The following is an 18,078-nucleotide window of genomic DNA, read 5'->3' as shown; positions in this document are numbered from 1 at the left end:
GACAGCGCCTTCCTAGGTGAGTTGAAAGTTCAGCCGCTCAGCGCGCCGATCGAGGCCCGCAGCGCCCCCGGTACGTCGGCCACCAGCAGGTGCCGCCCGTCCCGGACGACCTGCCGCCCGCCGACCACCACGTGCCGCACGTCCGCCGCCGAGGCCGCGAAGACGGCGATCTCCGCGCCGAGCCGCGCCGGCGGCCCCGCCGTACGAACCGTATCCAGCGCGATCACCGTGAAGTCCGCGAGCGCCCCCGCCTCGATCCGCCCGGCCTCCGGCCAGCCGATCGAGGCGTGCCCGTCCTCGCCGCCGGCCCGCAGCAGCGCGTTGGCCGTCCAGTGGCCCCGCGTCCGGGTGCGCAGCCGCTCGTCCAGCTCCAGGGCACGCGCCTCCTCCCACGGGTCGATCACCGCGTGGCTGTCGCTGCCCAGCGAGATCGGGCACCCCGCCGAGGCGAGCGCCCGCGCCGGGCCGATGCCGTCCGCGAGGTCCCGCTCCGTCGTCGGGCACATGCAGATCGTCGTGGACGTGTCGGCCAGCAGCCGCACGTCCTCCTCCGTGAGGTGCGTCGCGTGCACGGCCGACGTACGCGGCCCGAGCGCCCCGTGGTCGGCGAGCAGCCGGGTCGGGGTGACGCCGTGCGCCGCGAGGCAGGCGTCGTTCTCGGCCGTCTGCTCCGACAGGTGGACGTGCAGCGGCGCCTGCCGCTCGTCCGCCCACTCCGCGATGGTGCCCAGCTGCTCCGCCGGAACCGCCCGCACGGAGTGGATGGCGGCCCCGATCCGCGCGTGCTCGCGCGGCTTGAGCGCGTCCGCCCGTACGGCCCACGCCTCCGCGTCCCCGTCGCTGAACCGCAGCTGCGGCCTGGTCGGCTCCGCGCCGAACCCGGACGACAGGTAGCAGGTGTCCAGCAGCGTGATCCGGATCCCGGCCCGGGCGGCGGCCTCGATCAGCGCCTCGCCCATCGCGTTGGGATCGGTGTACCGAACCCCACCCGGCGCGTGGTGCAGGTAGTGGAACTCCCCCACCGCCGTGATCCCGGCGAGCGCCATCTCCGCATACACCGCAGTGGCCAGCTCCAGGTACGAGTCCGGATCGAGCGTGCCGGCGAAGCGGTACATGGTGTCCCGCCACGTCCAGAACGTGCCGGACCCGACCTGGACGTGCCCGCGCAGCGCCCGGTGGAAGGCGTGGGAGTGGGCGTTGGCCTGGCCGGGCAGCGCCAGCCCGCCCAGTCGGACGGCCCCGGACGGACACGGCCCGGAGTCGGCGGTGACACTGACGATCCGGCCGCCGGGGCCGGTGGCGATCAGGACGTCCCGCTCGACGGCCGGGCCGTTGGCCCCCGGCAGCCAGGCGTACTCGGCCCAGTAGGTCACGTGCGAGGTCACGTGCGAGGTCACGAGCGGAGTCAGTGGCACGCCAGGTCCTCCAGTACGTCGGCGAGGGCGGTGACCCCGGCGAGGCAGTCGGCCTCCTCGGCGTGTTCGGCCGGGGAGTGGGAGACGCCGGTGGGGTTGCGCACGAACAGCATGGCGGTCGGGATGACCGAGGCCAGGATGCCCGCGTCGTGTCCCGCGCCGGTGGGCAGCACCGGGGCGTCGAGCAGCTTGGCGAGGCGGTCGCGCAGCGGGCCGTCGAAGTCCACCACCGGGGTGTAGGACTCGCGGGTCAGCTCGACGCGGACGCCGTCGCGCCCGCCGCGCTCGGCGGCGGCCTGCTCGATCTCGGTGACCAGCGAAGTGAGGGTGGCCTCGTCGGCGGCCCGGGAGTCCAGCCAGCCGCGCACCAGGGAGGCGATGGCGTTGGTGCCGTTGGGCTCGACGGCGACCTTGCCGAAGGTGGCGAGCGCGCCCGCGAGCCTGGCCTTCTTGCGGGCGGCGAGCACCGTGTTGGCGAAGGTCAGCATCGGGTCGCGGCGGTCCTCGATCCGGGTGGTGCCGGCGTGGTTGGCCTCGCCGTGGAAGTCGAACCGCCAGCGGCCGTGCGGCCAGATCGCGCTGGCGACGCCGACGGGCTGCCCCTCGGTGAGGTAGCGGCCCTGTTCGACGTGGAGTTCGACGAAGGCGCCGATCCGGGAGAGGCGCTCCTCGTCCGCGCCGAGGGCGGTCGGGTCGTAGCCGGCCTTCTCCATGGCGTCGGGCAGCCGCAGGCCGTCCGCGTCGCGCAGCTCGTACGCGGCCTCGCGGCCGAGGACGCCGGAGGTGAGGCGGGAGCCGATGCAGGCCACGCCGAAGCGGGCGCCCTCCTCGTCGCCGAAGTTGACGATCGCCAGGGGCTTGTCGAACTCGGCTCCCCTGCCCCGGAGTTCGTCCAGGGCGGCGAAGGAGGAGACCACGCCGAGCGGGCCGTCGAAGGCGCCGCCGTCGGGGACGGAGTCCAGGTGCGAGCCGGTGACGATCGCGCCCTCGCCCTTCGGGTCGCCCAGCCAGGCCCACTGGTTGCCGTTGCGGTCGAGCTCGTACGTGAGGCCGCGGCTGCGGGCCTGCTGCTCGAACCAGGCGCGGCACTCGGCGTCGGCGGAGTTCCAGGCGAAGCGGCGGTAGCCGCCGGAGGAGGCGGAGCGGCCCACGGGGAGCAGCTCCGCCCACATCTCGTTGAACGAGGCCGTCACAGCTCGCCCATCGGGACGCGCACCCCACGCTCGTCGGCGACCTCAACGGCCCGGTCGTAGCCGGCGTCCACGTGCCGGATGACGCCCATGCCGGGGTCGTTGGTGAGGACGCGGCGGATCTTCTCGCCCGCGAGCGCCGTACCGTCGGCCACGGTGACCTGGCCGGCGTGGATCGAGCGGCCGATGCCGACGCCGCCGCCGTGGTGGATGGAGACCCAGGAGGCGCCGGAGGCCACGTTGACCATGGCGTTGAGCAGCGGCCAGTCGGCGATGGCGTCGGAGCCGTCGAGCATCGCCTCGGTCTCGCGGTACGGGGAGGCGACCGAGCCGCAGTCCAGGTGGTCGCGGCCGATGACGATCGGGGCGGACAGCTCGCCGGAGGCGACCATGTCGTTGAAGCGCTCGCCGGCCTTGTCGCGCTCGCCGTAGCCGAGCCAGCAGATGCGCGCGGGCAGGCCCTGGAAGTGCACCTTCTCCTGGGCCATCTTGATCCAGCGGTGCAGCGACTCGTTCTCCGGGAAGAGGTCGAGGACGGCCTTGTCGGTCTTGGCGATGTCCTGCGGGTCGCCGGACAGGGCCGCCCAGCGGAACGGGCCCTTGCCCTCGCAGAACAGCGGGCGGATGTACGCCGGGACGAAGCCGGGGAAGGCGAACGCGCGGTCGTATCCGGCCAGTTGGGCCTCGCCGCGAATGGAGTTGCCGTAGTCGAAGACCTCGGCGCCGCGGTCCATGAAGCCGACCATCGCCTCGACGTGGCGGGCCATGGACTCGCGGGAGCGCTCGGTGAACTCGGCGGGCTTGGCGGCCGCGTAGTCCGCCATGTCGTCGAACTCGACGCCGACGGGCAGGTAGCTCAGCGGGTCGTGGGCGCTGGTCTGGTCGGTGACGATGTCGATCGGGGCGTCCATCGCGAGCAGCTGCGGGAACAGTTCGGCGGCGTTGCCCAGCAGGCCGATGGAGAGCGGCTGCTTCTTGTCGCGGGCGGCGGTGGCGAGCTCCAGCGCGTGGGAGAGGTCCTTGGCCTCGACGTCCAGGTACCGGTGCTCGATGCGGCGGGAGATGCGGGACGGGTCGCAGTCGATACAGATCGCCACGCCGCCGTTCATGGTGACGGCCAGCGGCTGGGCGCCGCCCATGCCGCCGAGGCCCGCGGTGAGGGTGATGGTGCCCTCCAGCGTGCCGTCGAACCGCTTGTTGGCGACGGCCGCGAAGGTCTCGTACGTGCCCTGGAGGATGCCCTGGGTGCCGATGTAGATCCAGGAGCCGGCGGTCATCTGGCCGTACATGGTGAGCCCGAGGCTCTCCAGGCGGCGGAACTCCTCCCAGTTGGCCCAGTCGCCGACCAGGTTGGAGTTGGCGATGAGCACGCGCGGCGCCCACTCGTGGGTCTGCATCACGCCGACCGGGCGGCCGGACTGGACGAGCATGGTCTCGTCCTGCTTGAGGCCCTGCAGCGTCTTCACCATGGCGTCGAAGGAGCGCCAGTCCCGCGCCGCCTTGCCGGTGCCGCCGTAGACGACCAGCTTCGACGGGTGCTCGGCCACCTCGGGGTCGAGGTTGTTCATGAGCATCCGCAGGGCCGCCTCCTGCTGCCACCCCTGCGTCGACAGCCCCGTCCCTCGCGCCGCCCGCACCTCGCGCGGCCCACTCACCTGCTGCACCATGTCCCGGCCTCCTGCGGATGAAATCATTCAGACTTGGTTCGGCTGAATATATCCAAACATCCGGCCTTCGGCCAGACCTGGACCCATCCGATCAGCGATGGCCGGAACCCGCCTCCGGGCACGCCGAAACGCCCGCCCGGACGGGCCGGACGGGCGTTTCGGGGCAGGCCGCGTCACGCCGCGGCGTCGCCGTCCCAGTCGATGCCGATCTCGGCGAGCCAGCGGCGGTCGGCCGTGTTGGGGGCGGGCGGGGACGGTGGGCGGGGGACGTTCTGGACGGGGCCCAGGCCGTACTTCTCGGCGGTGGCCGAGGCGGTCCCGGCGGCTGGGCCGGCGTCGGCTCCGGCGGCGGGTTCGATGACGCCGACGTGGACGGCGGAGTCGTCGCCCGGGTCGAGGACGGTCAGTTCGGGTTCGGGCAGCCGCCGCAGGGTGACGCGGCGGCCGCAGGTGGGGCAGGACCATTCGTCGACACCCGAGGCCAGGCGGGCGACGAACTTCATCTCATGGATCACGCGCATGGGCGGCACCCCCTGCTGTAGGGGATGCCCGGGTTGATACCGAATACTCCCCGGCCCCTACTCCAGGAACAATCCCCGCGCCGCCGCCGCCTGCTCGATCGCCTCCAACCGGGCCTCCGCGCCCGGGAGTTCGTCGCACATGGTCTGCAGCAGAACCCGACCGAGCATCATCGGCGCGCAGGCGGTGTCGAAGACCAGCCCGGTGCCGACCGCCGCCGGCAGCATCAGGTCGGACATCTTGGCGACGGGCGCGAAGGCGCTGTCGGCGACGGTGAGCACCGTCAGCCCGCAGTCCCGGGCCACCGCCAGCGCGTCCATCAGCTCCCGCGGGTAGCGCGGCAGCGCGAAGCAGAGCAGCGCCGTCGCGCCCGCCGCGGTGGCCTGTTCCAGCCGGTCGGCGAGCATGCTGCCGCCCTCGTCGAGCAGCCGTACGTCCGGGTGCACCTTGGCGGCGAAGTACGCGAAGCCGCGCGCCTGCGCCGAGGCGGCGCGCAGCCCGAGGACGGGCAGCGGGCGGGAGGCGGCGAGCAGCCGGGCGGCGCGGATGATCGGCTCGGGGTCGGCGAGGAGTTCGGCGAGGTGGCGCAGGTGCTCGATCTCGGCGAGCACGGCCTGCTGGTGCTCGTTGCGCATCGTGTCGTCCGGGGTCTCGGGCGCGGCCTGCTCTCCCACGCCGAGTTCGCGCAGCTGCCGGCGCAGCGCCGGGTAGCCGTCGTAGCCGAGCGCGACGGCGAAGCGGGTGACGGAGGGTTGGCTGACCCCGGCGAGTTCGGCGACCTCGACGCTCGACAGGAACGGCGCCTCGGTGGCGTGCCGGACGAGCGAGTGCGCGATCCGGCGCTGGGTGGGGGTCAGCCGGTGGCCCTCGAAGAGCTGGAGCAGGCGGGCGGAGGGCCCGACGGTGCCGGCCTCGTCGGTGGCGGTCATCAGCGCGGTACCTCCGGATGCGTGCGGGTTGGACGACGACTGTGCAGCAGCACGCCTTCCCTGGCAAAAACGTCTCGTACGACGGGACGGCCGGTGAGACGTCCCGAAGGGGCGGCGGCGTCTCGGGGTGACCCTGATTTCACCCTGATCCCGCCCGGATTCCCCCCACGAAGGGGTGGACCGAGCCCAACCTCGGCCCCAGGCTGGTGCCATGGACACCCGTCAGGACGAACTTCGCCGCGACCTCAACGCCACCCTGCAGGCCCGCAAGGAGCTGGGCAAGGAGTACGAGGACGAGCTGGTCGACTCCTTCATGAAGCGCCTCGACTCCCGTCTGGACGCCCGGGTCGAGAACGCCGTCGCCGACCGGATGGACGACTACGGGCCGTCCCGCCACCACGGCCACCACCACGACCGTTCGCGCCGCCGCGGCTGGGGCCAGGGCCGCCCCGGCACCCGGCTGGCGATCGCCTCGATGATGTTCGGCATCCCGCTGACGGCCATCGCGAGCAACCCCACCGGCGGCGGCTTCGAGGGCCTGCTGGTCTGCTGGGCCGGCATCGTCGGGATCAACTTCGCCGCCGCCTTCGGCAACCGCCGCGAGGAGCGCCGCTCGCGGGACGACTGGGACTGAGCCACCGCCCGAACCCAGCCGTCCCACCGCTCAGCGGTCTCAGGCCAGCGGGCCGGTGACCTTCTCGACGGCGCGCACCAGCTCGCCCGAGGCGACCAGCGCGGCGGCGGCCTCCAGGTCCGGCGAGAGGAAGCGGTCGCGGCCGGCGCCGCCGACCCCCGCCTCGCGGGCGGCGGCCATCGCGGCCGCCGTGGCCGGGGCGACCCCGCCGGCCGCGTCCGCCTGCTGACGGATCTCCAGCGCGCGGGCGGAGGCGGTGAGCTCGACGGCGAGGATCCGGCAGAGGTTGTCCACGGCCTGGCGCAGCTTGCGGGCCGCCGACCAGCCCATCGACACGTGGTCCTCCTGCATCGCGGAGGAGGGGATCGAGTCCACCGAGGCCGGGACGGCGAGCCGCTTGTTCTCGCTGACCAGCGCCGCCTGGGTGTACTGGGCGATCATCAGGCCGGAGTCCACGCCCGGGTCGTCGGCCAGGAAGGCCGGCAGGCCGTGCGAGCGGGCCTTGTCGAGCAGCCGGTCGGTGCGCCGCTCGGAGATCGAGCCGAGGTCGGCGGCGGCGATGGCGAGGAAGTCCAGCACGTACGCGACCGGGGCGCCGTGGAAGTTGCCGTTGGACTCCACCCGGCCGTCGGGGAGCACCACCGGGTTGTCCACGGAGGCGGCCAGCTCGCGGGAGGCGACCAGCCGGGCGTGGGCGAGGGTGTCGCGGCCCGCGCCGGCGACCTGCGGGGCGCAGCGGATGGAGTAGGCGTCCTGGACGCGCGGGGCGTCGTCCTGGTGGTGGCCGGTGAGGCCGGAGCCCTTGAGCACGGCCAGCATGTTGGCGGCGCTGAGCGCCTGGCCGGGGTGCGGGCGGATCGGGGCGTGGAGCTCGGGGGCGAGCACCTTGTCGGTGCCGAGCAGCGCCTCCAGGGTCATGGCGGCGGTGATGTCGGCGGTGGTGAACAGGCGGGCCAGGTCGGCGATGGCCATCACCAGCATGCCGAGCATGCCGTCGGTGCCGTTGATGAGGGCCAGGCCCTCCTTCTCCAGCAGCTCGACCGGCTCGATGCCGGCGGCGGCGAGCAGTTCGGCGGCGGGCTTCTCCACGCCGTCGGGGCCGGTGGCCACGCCCTCGCCCATCAGCACCAGGGCGCAGTGCGACAGCGGCGCGAGGTCGCCGGAGCAGCCGAGGGAGCCGAACTCCCGCACCACGGGGGTGATGCCGGCGTTGAGCACGGCGGCCATGGTCTGCGCGACCAGCGGCCGTACGCCGGTGCGGCCGGAGGCGAGGGTCTTCATCCGCAGGAACACCAGCGCGCGGACGACCTCGCGCTCGACGGCCGGGCCCATCCCGGCCGCGTGCGAGCGCACCAGCGAGCGCTGGAGCTGGGCGCGCAGCTCGGGGCTGATGTGGCGGACGGCGAGCGCACCGAAGCCGGTGGACACGCCGTAGACGGGGCGCGGTTCGGCCGCGAGGGCGTCGATCCGCGCGCGGGCGGCCGCCATCTCGGCGAGCGCGTCGGGGCCGATCTCGACCCGGGCGTTGCCCCGGGCGACGGCGAGCACGTCCTCCGCGCTGACGTCGGCCTTGCCGACCAGGACCAGCGGAGCGTCGGGGGCCACAGCACTGTGCATATCCATATGCATCATCACATCAGGTGAATGAAGATATGACAACAGGTGCCCGCCATCCGGATTCCCACAGTGGCGGCGGGCCGTCAGAGCCCGGGAGGCGAGGCCGGGCCGGCCAGGGCCACCGCGACCAGCGTCCGCATCGCGCAGGCCGCCTGGCCCAGCGGCAGGGTGGCGTCGTCCGCGAAGAGCTCGACCAGCCAGCCGCCCGCCGCGTTCTGCCCGCCGGCGGCGACCATCCCCCGGTACCCGGAGACGACCAGCATCGCCTCCTCCGCCGGGTCGTTGCCCGCCGCGCCCGCGCGCAGCGCGAAGGCGCCGCCGCGCACGGCCCGCCGCGTCATCGGGTAGTGCCGCAGGTCGAAGACGGCGTCCGGGGCCTCGATCTGGGCGCGCTGCGTCTCGGCCCGCCTGCTGCTGGGCCCGCTGGTCATCCGGTAGACGGCGTGCTGGGCGGTGCGCATCAGCTGCGAGCCCGGCGGCACGTACGAGACCCACCAGCCGACCGCGTCCAGCAGCCGCGCGGAGGTCTCGGCGACGACGACCAGCTTGCCGAGGCTGTCGGCCGGGTGGACGGACCGGGCGCCGGCCGCCTGGTCGAGGGAGGCGAGGACGGCGGTGAGCAGCTGCCCCGGGTCGGCGCTGTGGGCGGCGCCGCGGAAGCGCCGCCGGTCGCCGGACCCGGCGCGGCCGGTGGGGCCGCGGCGCCCGTCCGCGCGCCGGTGCGGGTCGGCGGCGTCGGCGAGCAGCACGGTGGGGTCGGGCGAGAAGCCGGGGCCGTGGCTGCGCCCGGCGACGACGGGGTGGGCGGCGCGGGCGGCCTTGGCCCGGTACTGGGCGGCGTCGGCGAGCCGGAAGAGCCGGTCGGCGGTGGTGACGGGCCCGATGGAGTCCCCGGTGGAGGCGACCCCGCAGGCGACGCCCTCCCCCTCGGACAGGGCCAGCGCCCGCGCGCACAGCTCCTCGGCGACGGCGACCACCTCGTCCGCCTTCTGCCCCTCCACGAGCAGGCAGAACTCGTCGCCGCCGAGCCGGGCGGCGAGGCTGCCGGGGAGCTTGGCGGCGGCCAGCGAGAGCTGGTGGCCGAAGCGTTCGAGCAGCCGGTCGCCCATCTCGTGGCCGAGCTGGTCGTTGACCCGCTTGAGCCCGTTGACGTCGCAGACGACCAGGGAGACCACGGCGCCGTCGCGGTTGTGCGCGGCGAGCGCGCCCTCCAGCCGCTCGTCGACGGCCCGCCGGTTGGCGAGGCCCGTCAGCGGGTCGGAGAAGGCGAGACGGCGCAGGTCGGCGAGGCGTTCGGTCTGGGCGAGCCCGGCGGAGACCTGGGCGGCGAGCAGGGTGGCGTAGTCGGCGTCGGCCTCGGTGAACTCGGGCATGCCGAGCGCGCGGGCGAGGTAGAGCTCGCCCCACGCCTGCCCGTGCAGCACGATCGGCGCGACCACGCAGCAGCCCCGCCCGCGCCGGCGCAGCGCGGCGGCGCGCTCCTGGCAGTACGCGCCGGCGGTCGGGTGCGCGTGCCCGGCGTGCGGCTCGACGCTCTGGGCGGTCTGCACCCAGGCGCGGGGCAGCCGCCCGGTGGTCCAGCGCTCTTCCAGGTAGGTGACGATCTCGGGGAAGTCGGCGACGGGGTACGACTCGTCCTCGGGCAGTTCCTGCTCCCCGGGCGCGAGGTCGCCGTGGTTGACCAGCACCCGCAGCCGTCCGGACTCGCGGTCCCAGACGGAGACGGCGGCCATGGTGGCGCCGAGCGCCTCGGTGGCCCGGGCGGCGGCGACCCGCACGGCCTCCAGCGGGGTGAGCGCGCCGGCCATGTCCTGGGCGAGCTCGACCACGGACCGCAACCGCAGGTCGGGCAGCGACTCGGGCCGCGTCGGGCCACCGCAGTCGCAGCCGCGGTCCGTCATGATCGCCTCACTGCTCACCGGCTCGCCTCGCTCCCTGTGTGCTCGGTCCTGCCAGACCCCCCGTGGGCCGGTGCGGCCCGCTTGCACCAAGACTATGGCGATTTCGCTCGGTTATGTCCCGTTTGCCCCAGGGAAGAGCTACGCGGCCGCGCGCCGCCCCGGGCTACTCCGCCTTCATCCGCCGCGACAGCAGCCACGGTTCGACCAGCCCGAGCCCCCGCACCGGCCGCCGCCACATCGGCTGCAGGTGGAAGCGGTGGCCGGGTTCCGGCGCGGGCATCGGCAGCCCCGAGGCGGGCATCCCCGCCGCCGCGGAGAGCGCCTCCGCCAGGCCCGGCCCCTCCGAGTCGGCGGGCGCGACGGCGCCGCTCTGCTCCAGGGCGGCGGCGAACTCCCCGTCGATCAGCACCGCGTCCTTGGGCGCGATCGAGGTCAGCCGGCTCGCCAGGTTGACGGTGGTGCCGAAGACGTCGCCCATCCGCGAGGTCACGGTGCCGAAGGCCATGCCCACCCGCAGCGCGGGGATGGTCTCGTCCTCGGCCAGCGCGTCGATGAGGCTGAGCGCGATCTCGCCGGCGGTCGCCGGGTCCTCCGAGACGTAGAGGATCTCGTCACCGAGGGTCTTGATCACCCGGCCGCCCTGGCCGGCGATCAGGTCGGAGCAGGTGTTCTCGAAGGTCTCGACCAGCTCACCGAGCTCCTCCTCCTCCAGCCGACGCGACAGCCGGGTGAAGCCGACCAGGTCGGCGAAGCCCACCGCCAGCCGTCCGCTGGTGATCTCGTGATCCTCGGCGGCCTGCACCACCCGGCCGGTGACGGCGGCCAGCTGGCGCCGCCAGACGTACACCAGGAACTGCTCCAGCTCCGGCAGCAGCAGCTCGACCAGCGGGTACGCGACCTCGGCGCGGGTCAGACCGGGCTCGACGGACTGGGTGAGGTTCTCCAGGAAGGTGTCCATCTGCCAGCCCGCCAGCCGGGCGGTGGTCTGCCCGGTGGAGCGGGCCACCTGGATCGCCATCGACTCGCTGAGCAGCCCGGACTCGACCAGCCCGGCCAGGCGCCGCAGGGCGATCACGTCGCCGTCGGTCAGCGCCCGGGACTGGCCGATGTCGGGAAAGCCCATGGCCCGCCAGAAGCGGGTGGCCAGCTCCATCGGGACATCGGCGGCACGGGCGGCCTGGTACGGGGTGTAGCGGCGCGGCGCGTCCAGGATCAGCCGCTCCAGTTCGAGGGCGACCGTCTGGTCGTGGTCGCCCGCCGCCGTGCCGCTGCTGCCGTCCTCTGCCACCGGTCCGTCCCCGTGCGGTCGCCGCACTCGCCTCGTGTCCTGCCTGTCCGGGCGCGCTGCCTGTCCGGGCGCGTTTGACCACCCCTGCAAGCAGTGGCGCGCCTCACACCGCTGCCAGGTGGAATGTTCGCACGGAATCCCGTCATCCGGGGCATCCGCCCGGGTCAAGGGGGAGTAAGGGGGGCGGCGACGCCCCCGGACCGGACGCCTACGACCCGCTCAACGGGGCTCGGGGCGCACGTGGACGACATCCCCGGCGCCGACCGCCCGGCGTGCGCCGTCCTGCGCGCGCACCACGAGCCGGCCGTCGCCGTCGACCGCCACCGCCTCGCCGTCCAGCTCCGCGCCGCCCGGAAGGTGCACCTTCACCCGGCGGCCCAGCGTGGTGCAGCGGTCGGCGTACGCGCGCATCAGGTCGCTGGCGTGCGGGTCCCCGGCGGCGGCCGTCCACTCCCCGTACAGCCCGGCGAACTCGCGCAGCAGCGCCCGCAGCAGGACGGACCGGTCGGTGGTCGAGGCCCCGGCCAGCGCCAGCGAGGCGGCGGTGGGGACGGGCAGCTCCTCCGCGCGCAGCGAGACGTTGAGGCCCATGCCCACGACCACGGCGCCGCCGCTCAGTTCGGTGAGGATCCCGCCGATCTTGCGCTCCGCGCCGTCGATCTCCACCTGGAGGTCGTTGGGCCACTTCAGCCCCACCTCGACCCCGGCCACCCGGCCGAGGGTGCTGGCGGCGGCCACGCCGACGAGGATCGGCAGCCAGCCGTACCGCTCGACGGGCACCTCCTCCGGCCGCAGCAGGAAGGAGAGGAAGAGCCCCGAGCGGGCCGGGGCCGTCCACTGCCGGTCCAGCCGCCCCCGCGCGGCGCTCTGCGCCTCGGCGACCAGCACCGCGCCCTGCGGGGCACCGGCCCGGGCCCGCTCGGCGAGGTCGCTGTTGGTGGAGCCGGTCTCGGGGAGGACGTCCAGCGAGGTCCACAGCCCGCCGGGCACGATCAGGGAGCGGCGCAGCGCCGCCCCGTCCAGCGGGGGCCGGTCCAGGTCCGTCCAGGGCGACGGCCCGGCGGCGCCGAAGCCGCGCAGTCCACTGCGGCGGGGGGTGTCGGGTGCGGTCATGAGGATGACAGTAGATGCCCCAGGCCGACCTATCGTGCCCCAGAACGTACGCCGATGACACTGTGTCGCTGGCCATAACCGGCGGACGTTACATCCGGCGCCACCCGCCGTTTACGCTACCCAACGGTAGTTCGCAGCGCCGCCCTGCCCTCCCGCGGCGGGCCCCCGCATCCGGCCCGCGCGCACTCGAACAGGTCGCGGCCGATGATCAGGGAGAGCCACCGGAATGACCGAGGCGCCGTACGACCCCCACACCACCGCCGGCAAGCTCGCCGACCTGCGCCGCAGGCTCGACGAGGCGGTGCACTCCGGCTCCGCCAAGGCCGTCGAGAAGCAGCACGCCAAGGGCAAGCTGACGGCCCGGGAACGGGTCGTGGAGCTGCTGGACGAGGACTCCTTCGTCGAGTTCGACGAGTTCGCGCGCCACCGCTCGACCAACTTCGGCCAGGAGAGGAACCGGCCGTACGGCGACGGCGTGGTCACGGGCTACGGCACCGTCGACGGCCGCCAGGTCGCCGTGTTCGCCCAGGACTTCACCGTCTTCGGCGGCTCGCTGGGCGAGGTCTTCGGCGAGAAGATCGTCAAGGTCATGGACTTCGCGCTGAAGACCGGCTGCCCGGTCATCGGCATCAACGACTCCGGCGGCGCCCGCATCCAGGAGGGCGTGGTCTCGCTCGGCCTGTACGGCGAGATCTTCCGCCGCAACGTGCACGCCTCCGGCGTCATCCCGCAGATCTCGCTGATCATGGGCCCCTGCGCCGGCGGCGCGGTGTACTCCCCCGCGATCACCGACTTCGTGGTGATGGCCGACCGGACCTCGCACATGTTCATCACCGGCCCGGACGTCATCAAGACCGTCACCGGCGAGGACGTCGGCATGGAGGAGCTGGGCGGCGCTCGCACCCACAACACCAAGTCCGGCAACGCGCACTACCTGGCCGCGGACGAGAAGGAGGCGATCGACTACGTCAAGAGCCTGCTCTCGTACCTGCCCTCCAACAACCTCTCCGACCCGCCGTCCTACCCCGAGCAGGCCGACCTGGCGGTCACCGACGAGGACCTCGAACTCGACACGATCGTGCCGGACTCGGCGAACCAGCCGTACGACATGCGCAAGGTCATCGAGCACATCGTCGACGACGGCGAGTTCCTGGAGACCCAGCCGCTGTTCGCCGGCAACATCATCACCGGCTTCGGCCGCGTCGAGGGCCACTCCGTCGGCATCGTCGGCAGCCAGCCCATGGACCTCGCCGGCTGCCTGGACATCAACGCCAGCGAGAAGGCCGCCCGCTTCATCCGCACCTGCGACTCCTTCAACATCCCGGTGCTGACCTTCGTCGACGTGCCCGGCTTCCTGCCCGGCACCGAGCAGGAGTGGGACGGCATCATCCGCCGCGGCGCCAAGCTGATCTACGCCTACGCCGAGGCCACCGTCCCGCTGATCACCGTGATCACCCGCAAGGCGTTCGGCGGCGCGTACGACGTCATGGGCTCCAAGCACCTGGGCGCCGACCTCAACCTGGCCTGGCCGACCGCGCAGATCGCCGTCATGGGCGCGCAGGGCGCGGCCAACATCGTCTACCGCCGTGAGCTGGCCGAGGCCGCCGAGGCCGGCCTGGACGTCGACGCCCGCCGGGCCGAGCTGGTCGCCGAGTACGAGGACACCCTGCTCAACCCGTACCTGGCGGCCGAGCGCGGCTACGTGGACGCGGTCATCGCGCCCAGCGAGACCCGCCGCCACATCGTCCGGGGCCTGCGGGCGCTGCGCGGCAAGCGCGAGGTGCTGCCCGCCAAGAAGCACGGCAACATCCCTCTGTAGGTCGGTACGGGAGAGAATCGAACCATGGCCCCGATCCACGTGCTGCACGGGCAGCCGACCCCCGAGGAGCTGGCCACCGTCCTGGCGGTGGTCCAGGCCCGGGCCGCCGCCGCGCAGGCCGCCGCCGAGGCGTCCCGCCTGGCCGGCGTCGGCCCGGCCTCCCCCTGGAACGACCGCGCCCGCCTGCTCCGCCCCGCGATCCACCCGGGCGTCAACGCCTGGCGCACCTCGGGCTGGGCACGCTAGAAAACCCTCGGACGAGGTGTGGGGAGCCGGAAGCGGCTCCCCACACGCGTTCCCAACCTGAGTACGCGTACTCAGGCGCCCGCCGCCCCGCGCGGCGCACCCTGGACGGGTGCTCTGGTCAGACCCTCGCGACGAGCCCTCACCCGAGGCCCGGCGGATGCAGGAACGGATGCAGCGCTCCGGCCGGGTGCTGGCTGCCATCGTGCTGGTGGGCTCCGTCCTGATCCTGCTCTCCCGCTGGTTCGCCTGAACGGGCGCGGGCCCCCGATACGCTGGTCGGCATGACCGACCAGCGCTCCCTCGTCCTCGCCTCCGCCTCCCCCGCCCGCCTCGGGCTGCTGCGCCAGGCGGGGCTCGACCCGCGCGTGGTGGTCAGCGGCGTCGACGAGGACGCGATCAGCGCCGCCACCCCCGGCGAGCTGGCGCTCGTCCTCGCCGAGGCCAAGGCGAAGGCCGTCGCCGCCGAACTGAACTCCGGCGAGCTGGTGATCGGCTGCGACTCCGTCCTGGAGCTGGACGGTCGGGCGCTCGGCAAGCCCGCCGACGCCGAGGAGGCCGTCGCCCGCTGGCGCGCGATGCGCGGGCGCGAGGGCGTCCTGCGCACCGGCCACTGCGTGATCGACACCGCGACCGGCCGCCAGTCCTCCGCCACCGCCTCCACCACCGTCCGCTTCGGCACCCCGGACGACGCCGAGGTCGCCGCCTACGTGGCCTCCGGCGAACCCCTGTACGTGGCCGGGGCGTTCACCCTGGACGGCCGCTCGGCGCCGTTCATCGACGGCATCGACGGCGACCCGGGCAACGTCATCGGCCTCTCGCTGCCCCTGCTGCGCCGCCTGCTCGCCGACCTCGACGTGCGCATTGTGGATCTGTGGACCAACTGACCTGACGCGCGGGGCAGTCGGCCCTCTAAGCTGACCCCCGTTCGATCCGGGGAGGAACGCGGCGATGGCCGACAACGTGCTCAACGTGGTGCTGGGCCTGGTGGCCAGTGCCATCAGCGCCGGGCTCGGCTGGCTCGCCCAGGCCCTGCGGCGGCGCCGCAGGGTCGAGCGGGTGCGCCGGTTCTTCGGCCTGCCCGCCGGCAGCGAGTGCCTGATCGTGGTCAACCGCAGCATCGGGACGGGCTCGCACGCGAACACCGTGACCCGCCGGGACGCCTACGCGCTGATGTGGCTGGCCGGGCTGGTCGAGGAGTGCGGGGCCCGCCCCGAACTGGTCGCCCACGACGCCGCGCAGCGGGGGCTGGGCGCCAAGACCGAGCTGTGCCTGGGCGGTCCGGTCAGCAACGAGCGGATGGCCGCCCACGTGGCGTGGGCCCTGCCGGGCGTGCTGATCACCTCGGGCCCGAACCACAGCGAGAACGCGATGGTGGTGGGCGAGCACAGCTACGTCGTCGAGTCCGACCGCACCCACGTGCTCCTCGCCCGGATCGCCACGCCCGACGGCGGCCGCCCGGTCTTCCTCGTCTGCGGACAGACCGGCGTCGCCAACCAGGCGGGCGTGCGCTACCTGGTGGCCCACCACCGCGAGCTCGCCCGCAAGTACGGCCGGAACGGCACCTTCGCCCTGGTCCTGCGGGTGGTCAACCCGGAGGCGTACGGGCCGGACATGGTCGAACTGGCCGCCGACGTCACCACCGAGGCGCTGCACCGGCCGTCCGCCCCCGCCGCCGCCTCCACGTCCGCCTCCACGTCCGCCACGACGGCCGCCTGAGGGGGGCCGCGCGAGAGTGTGTCCGATGCCACCGACCGCCCGTACCCCCGTACGGTCACTCGCCGTTGATCATGCTGTTCCGACCGCACCCGCGGTGACCTGGGCAGTGTCTCCACGGACGGTCGAGGACGCCTCGATTCCCATCACCGAGCGTGTGGGATAGTTCACAACCTGGGGCTACTCGCCGGTACCGCCCAGGAATCCATAAACTCAACGAGGTTCAAGAAGGGAGCCACAGTGCGCAAGGTGCTCATCGCCAACCGCGGGGAAATCGCAGTCCGCGTCGCTCGGGCCTGCTCGGACGCCGGTATCGCCAGCGTCGCCGTCTACGCCGAGCCGGACCGGGATGCGCTGCACGTCCGCGCGGCCGACGAGGCTTACGCGCTGGGCGGTGACACCCCGGCCACCAGCTACCTGGACATCGCGAAGGTCCTCAAGGCCGCCGCCGACTCCGGCGCGGACGCCGTCCACCCCGGCTACGGCTTCCTGTCGGAGAACGCCGACTTCGCCCAGGCCGTCCTCGACGCGGGTCTGATCTGGATCGGCCCGCCGCCGCAGGCCATCCGCGACCTCGGCGACAAGGTGACCGCCCGGCACGTGGCGCAGCGCGCCGGCGCCCCGCTGGTCGCCGGCACGCCGGACCCGGTCTCGGGTGCCGACGAGGTCGTCGTCTTCGCCCGGGAGCACGGCCTGCCGGTCGCCATCAAGGCGGCCTTCGGCGGTGGCGGCCGCGGCCTCAAGGTCGCCCGCACGCTGGAGGAGATCCCGGAGCTGTACGAGTCGGCGGTGCGCGAGGCCGTCGCCGCCTTCGGCCGCGGCGAGTGCTTCGTCGAGCGCTACCTGGACAACCCGCGGCACGTGGAGACCCAGTGTCTCGCCGACAGCCACGGCAACGTCGTGGTCGTCTCCACCCGTGACTGCTCGCTGCAGCGCCGCCACCAGAAGCTGGTCGAGGAGGCGCCCGCGCCGTTCCTGACCGAGGCGCAGAACGCGGAGCTGTACCGCGCGTCCAAGGCCATCCTCAAGGAGGCGGGCTACGTCGGCGCCGGAACCTGCGAGTTCCTGGTGGCGCTGGACGGCACGATCTCCTTCCTGGAGGTCAACACCCGCCTTCAGGTGGAGCACCCGGTCACCGAGGAGGTCACGGGCCTCGACCTCGTCCGCGAGATGTTCCGCATCGCCGACGGCGAGGAGCTCGGCTACGGCGACCCCGAGGTGCGCGGTCACTCCTTCGAGTTCCGCATCAACGGCGAGGACCCGGGCCGCAACTTCCTGCCCGCCCCCGGCACGGTGACGCTGTTCGCCCCGCCGTCCGGCCCGGGCGTGCGCCTGGACTCGGGCGTGGAGACCGGCTCGGTCATCGGCCCGGCCTGGGACTCCCTGCTGGCCAAGCTGATCGTCTCCGGCCGCGACCGCAAGCAGGCCCTGGAGCGGGCCCGCCGCGCGCTGAACGAGTTCAAGGTCGAGGGCATGGCCACCGCCATCCCGTTCCACCAGGCGGTCGTCACCGACCCGGCTTTCGCGCCCGAGGTGCACGGCAGCGACGAGCCGTTCAAGATCTTCACCCGCTGGATCGAGACCGAGTTCGACAACACCATCCCGGCCTTCGCGGGCGGGGCCGGTGAGGGCGAGGAGGCCGAGACCCGCGAGACCGTGGTCGTCGAGGTCGGCGGCAAGCGGATCGAGGTCTCGCTGCCGTCCTCGCTGGGCGTCTCGACGGCCCCGGCGGCCGGTGCGGGCGCGGCGAAGGCCAAGCGCCGCGTGGGCGCCAAGAAGGCCGGCTCGGCCGTCGGCGGCGACACCCTCGCCTCCCCGATGCAGGGCACCATCGTCAAGGTCGCCGTGGAGGAGGGCCAGGTCGTCGCCGAGGGCGAGCTGATCGTCGTCCTCGAGGCGATGAAGATGGAGCAGCCGCTGAACGCGCACAAGGCGGGCACCGTCGTCGGCCTCAAGGCCGAGGTCGGCGCGAGCGTCAGCAGCGGCGCGGCGCTCTGCGAGATCAAGGACTGAGCGAGATCAAGGAC

At 73.6% G+C, this 18,078-nt stretch carries 15 protein-coding genes and 1 pseudogene; 7 read left to right on the top strand and 9 right to left on the bottom strand.

Annotation, left to right across the window (positions count from 1 at the left end; all coding sequences use genetic code 11):
* Positions 1–29: 29 nt before the first annotated feature.
* From ACIBCA_RS12720 to ACIBCA_RS12700, 5 genes are all read right to left on the bottom strand, one after another.
* A complete protein-coding gene (locus tag ACIBCA_RS12720; RefSeq protein WP_396282851.1) occupies positions 30–1,397 on the bottom strand; it encodes a formimidoylglutamate deiminase in 1,368 nt (455 codons plus the stop codon).
* Positions 1,398–1,405: 8 nt separating this feature from the next.
* Positions 1,406–2,587 (bottom strand): allantoate amidohydrolase, encoded by a 1,182-nt coding sequence (locus ACIBCA_RS12715; RefSeq protein ID WP_396282949.1) that lies wholly within the window; start codon positions 2,585–2,587, stop codon positions 1,406–1,408.
* A 17-nt stretch (positions 2,588–2,604) separates the two neighbouring features.
* Positions 2,605–4,260 carry a urocanate hydratase gene (hutU, locus tag ACIBCA_RS12710; RefSeq protein WP_396282948.1) on the bottom strand — a complete coding sequence of 552 codons (1,656 nt, stop codon included), beginning with the start codon at positions 4,258–4,260 and terminating at the stop codon, positions 2,605–2,607.
* 185 nt (positions 4,261–4,445) lie between these two features.
* Positions 4,446–4,793 (bottom strand): hypothetical protein, encoded by a 348-nt coding sequence (locus tag ACIBCA_RS12705; protein ID WP_396282850.1) that lies wholly within the window; start codon positions 4,791–4,793, stop codon positions 4,446–4,448.
* A 57-nt stretch (positions 4,794–4,850) separates the two neighbouring features.
* Entirely contained in the window at positions 4,851–5,720 is an 870-nt protein-coding gene (locus ACIBCA_RS12700; protein ID WP_396282849.1) for a MurR/RpiR family transcriptional regulator, read from the bottom strand.
* Between the two features lie 211 nt (positions 5,721–5,931).
* Here ACIBCA_RS12700 and ACIBCA_RS12695 point away from each other — a divergent pair, with 211 nt between their 5' ends.
* On the top strand, positions 5,932–6,354 hold the full coding sequence (locus ACIBCA_RS12695; protein WP_396282848.1) for a hypothetical protein: 423 nt from the start codon (positions 5,932–5,934) through the stop codon (positions 6,352–6,354).
* Positions 6,355–6,393: 39 nt separating this feature from the next.
* Here ACIBCA_RS12695 and hutH read toward each other — a convergent pair whose 3' ends face one another.
* The 4 genes and pseudogenes from hutH to ACIBCA_RS12675 all read right to left on the bottom strand — a co-directional run bounded on the left by hutH (position 6,394) and on the right by ACIBCA_RS12675 (position 12,273).
* Entirely contained in the window at positions 6,394–7,971 is a 1,578-nt protein-coding gene (gene hutH, locus ACIBCA_RS12690; protein WP_396282847.1) for a histidine ammonia-lyase, read from the bottom strand.
* Positions 7,972–8,636: 665 nt separating this feature from the next.
* A pseudogene (locus ACIBCA_RS12685) lies at positions 8,637–9,872 on the bottom strand (diguanylate cyclase domain-containing protein); the annotation flags it as partial.
* A gap of 163 nt (positions 9,873–10,035) precedes the next feature.
* On the bottom strand, positions 10,036–11,160 hold the full coding sequence (locus ACIBCA_RS12680) for an adenylate/guanylate cyclase domain-containing protein (protein ID WP_396282846.1): 1,125 nt from the start codon (positions 11,158–11,160) through the stop codon (positions 10,036–10,038).
* Positions 11,161–11,379: 219 nt separating this feature from the next.
* A complete protein-coding gene (locus ACIBCA_RS12675) occupies positions 11,380–12,273 on the bottom strand; it encodes a biotin--[acetyl-CoA-carboxylase] ligase (RefSeq protein ID WP_396282845.1) in 894 nt (297 codons plus the stop codon).
* 226 nt (positions 12,274–12,499) lie between these two features.
* Between ACIBCA_RS12675 and ACIBCA_RS12670 the strand changes: the two genes are divergently transcribed.
* The 6 genes from ACIBCA_RS12670 to ACIBCA_RS12645 all read left to right on the top strand — a co-directional run bounded on the left by ACIBCA_RS12670 (position 12,500) and on the right by ACIBCA_RS12645 (position 18,064).
* Positions 12,500–14,092 carry an acyl-CoA carboxylase subunit beta gene (locus tag ACIBCA_RS12670; protein ID WP_396282844.1) on the top strand — a complete coding sequence of 531 codons (1,593 nt, stop codon included), beginning with the start codon at positions 12,500–12,502 and terminating at the stop codon, positions 14,090–14,092.
* Between the two features lie 24 nt (positions 14,093–14,116).
* Positions 14,117–14,338 (top strand): acyl-CoA carboxylase subunit epsilon, encoded by a 222-nt coding sequence (locus ACIBCA_RS12665; RefSeq protein WP_396282843.1) that lies wholly within the window; start codon positions 14,117–14,119, stop codon positions 14,336–14,338.
* A gap of 109 nt (positions 14,339–14,447) precedes the next feature.
* Positions 14,448–14,588, top strand: a complete 141-nt coding sequence (gene mmpB / locus ACIBCA_RS12660; RefSeq protein WP_396282842.1) for a morphogenic membrane protein MmpB — start codon at positions 14,448–14,450, stop codon at positions 14,586–14,588.
* 31 nt (positions 14,589–14,619) lie between these two features.
* Positions 14,620–15,222, top strand: a complete 603-nt coding sequence (locus tag ACIBCA_RS12655) for a nucleoside triphosphate pyrophosphatase (RefSeq protein WP_396282841.1) — start codon at positions 14,620–14,622, stop codon at positions 15,220–15,222.
* Positions 15,223–15,286: 64 nt separating this feature from the next.
* Positions 15,287–16,054 (top strand): hypothetical protein, encoded by a 768-nt coding sequence (locus ACIBCA_RS12650; RefSeq protein ID WP_396282840.1) that lies wholly within the window; start codon positions 15,287–15,289, stop codon positions 16,052–16,054.
* Between the two features lie 237 nt (positions 16,055–16,291).
* Positions 16,292–18,064: an acetyl/propionyl/methylcrotonyl-CoA carboxylase subunit alpha gene (locus ACIBCA_RS12645; protein WP_396282839.1), complete on the top strand. Its 1,773-nt coding sequence runs from the start codon at positions 16,292–16,294 to the stop codon at positions 18,062–18,064.
* Positions 18,065–18,078: the final 14 nt, after the last annotated feature.

The organism is Kitasatospora sp. NPDC051170 (genome assembly GCF_044455705.1).
Classification (GTDB): Bacteria; Actinomycetota; Actinomycetes; order Streptomycetales; family Streptomycetaceae; genus Kitasatospora.
Note: the sequence above shows the minus strand (reverse complement) of the source record. Positions and strands in the feature narration are given on the sequence as shown.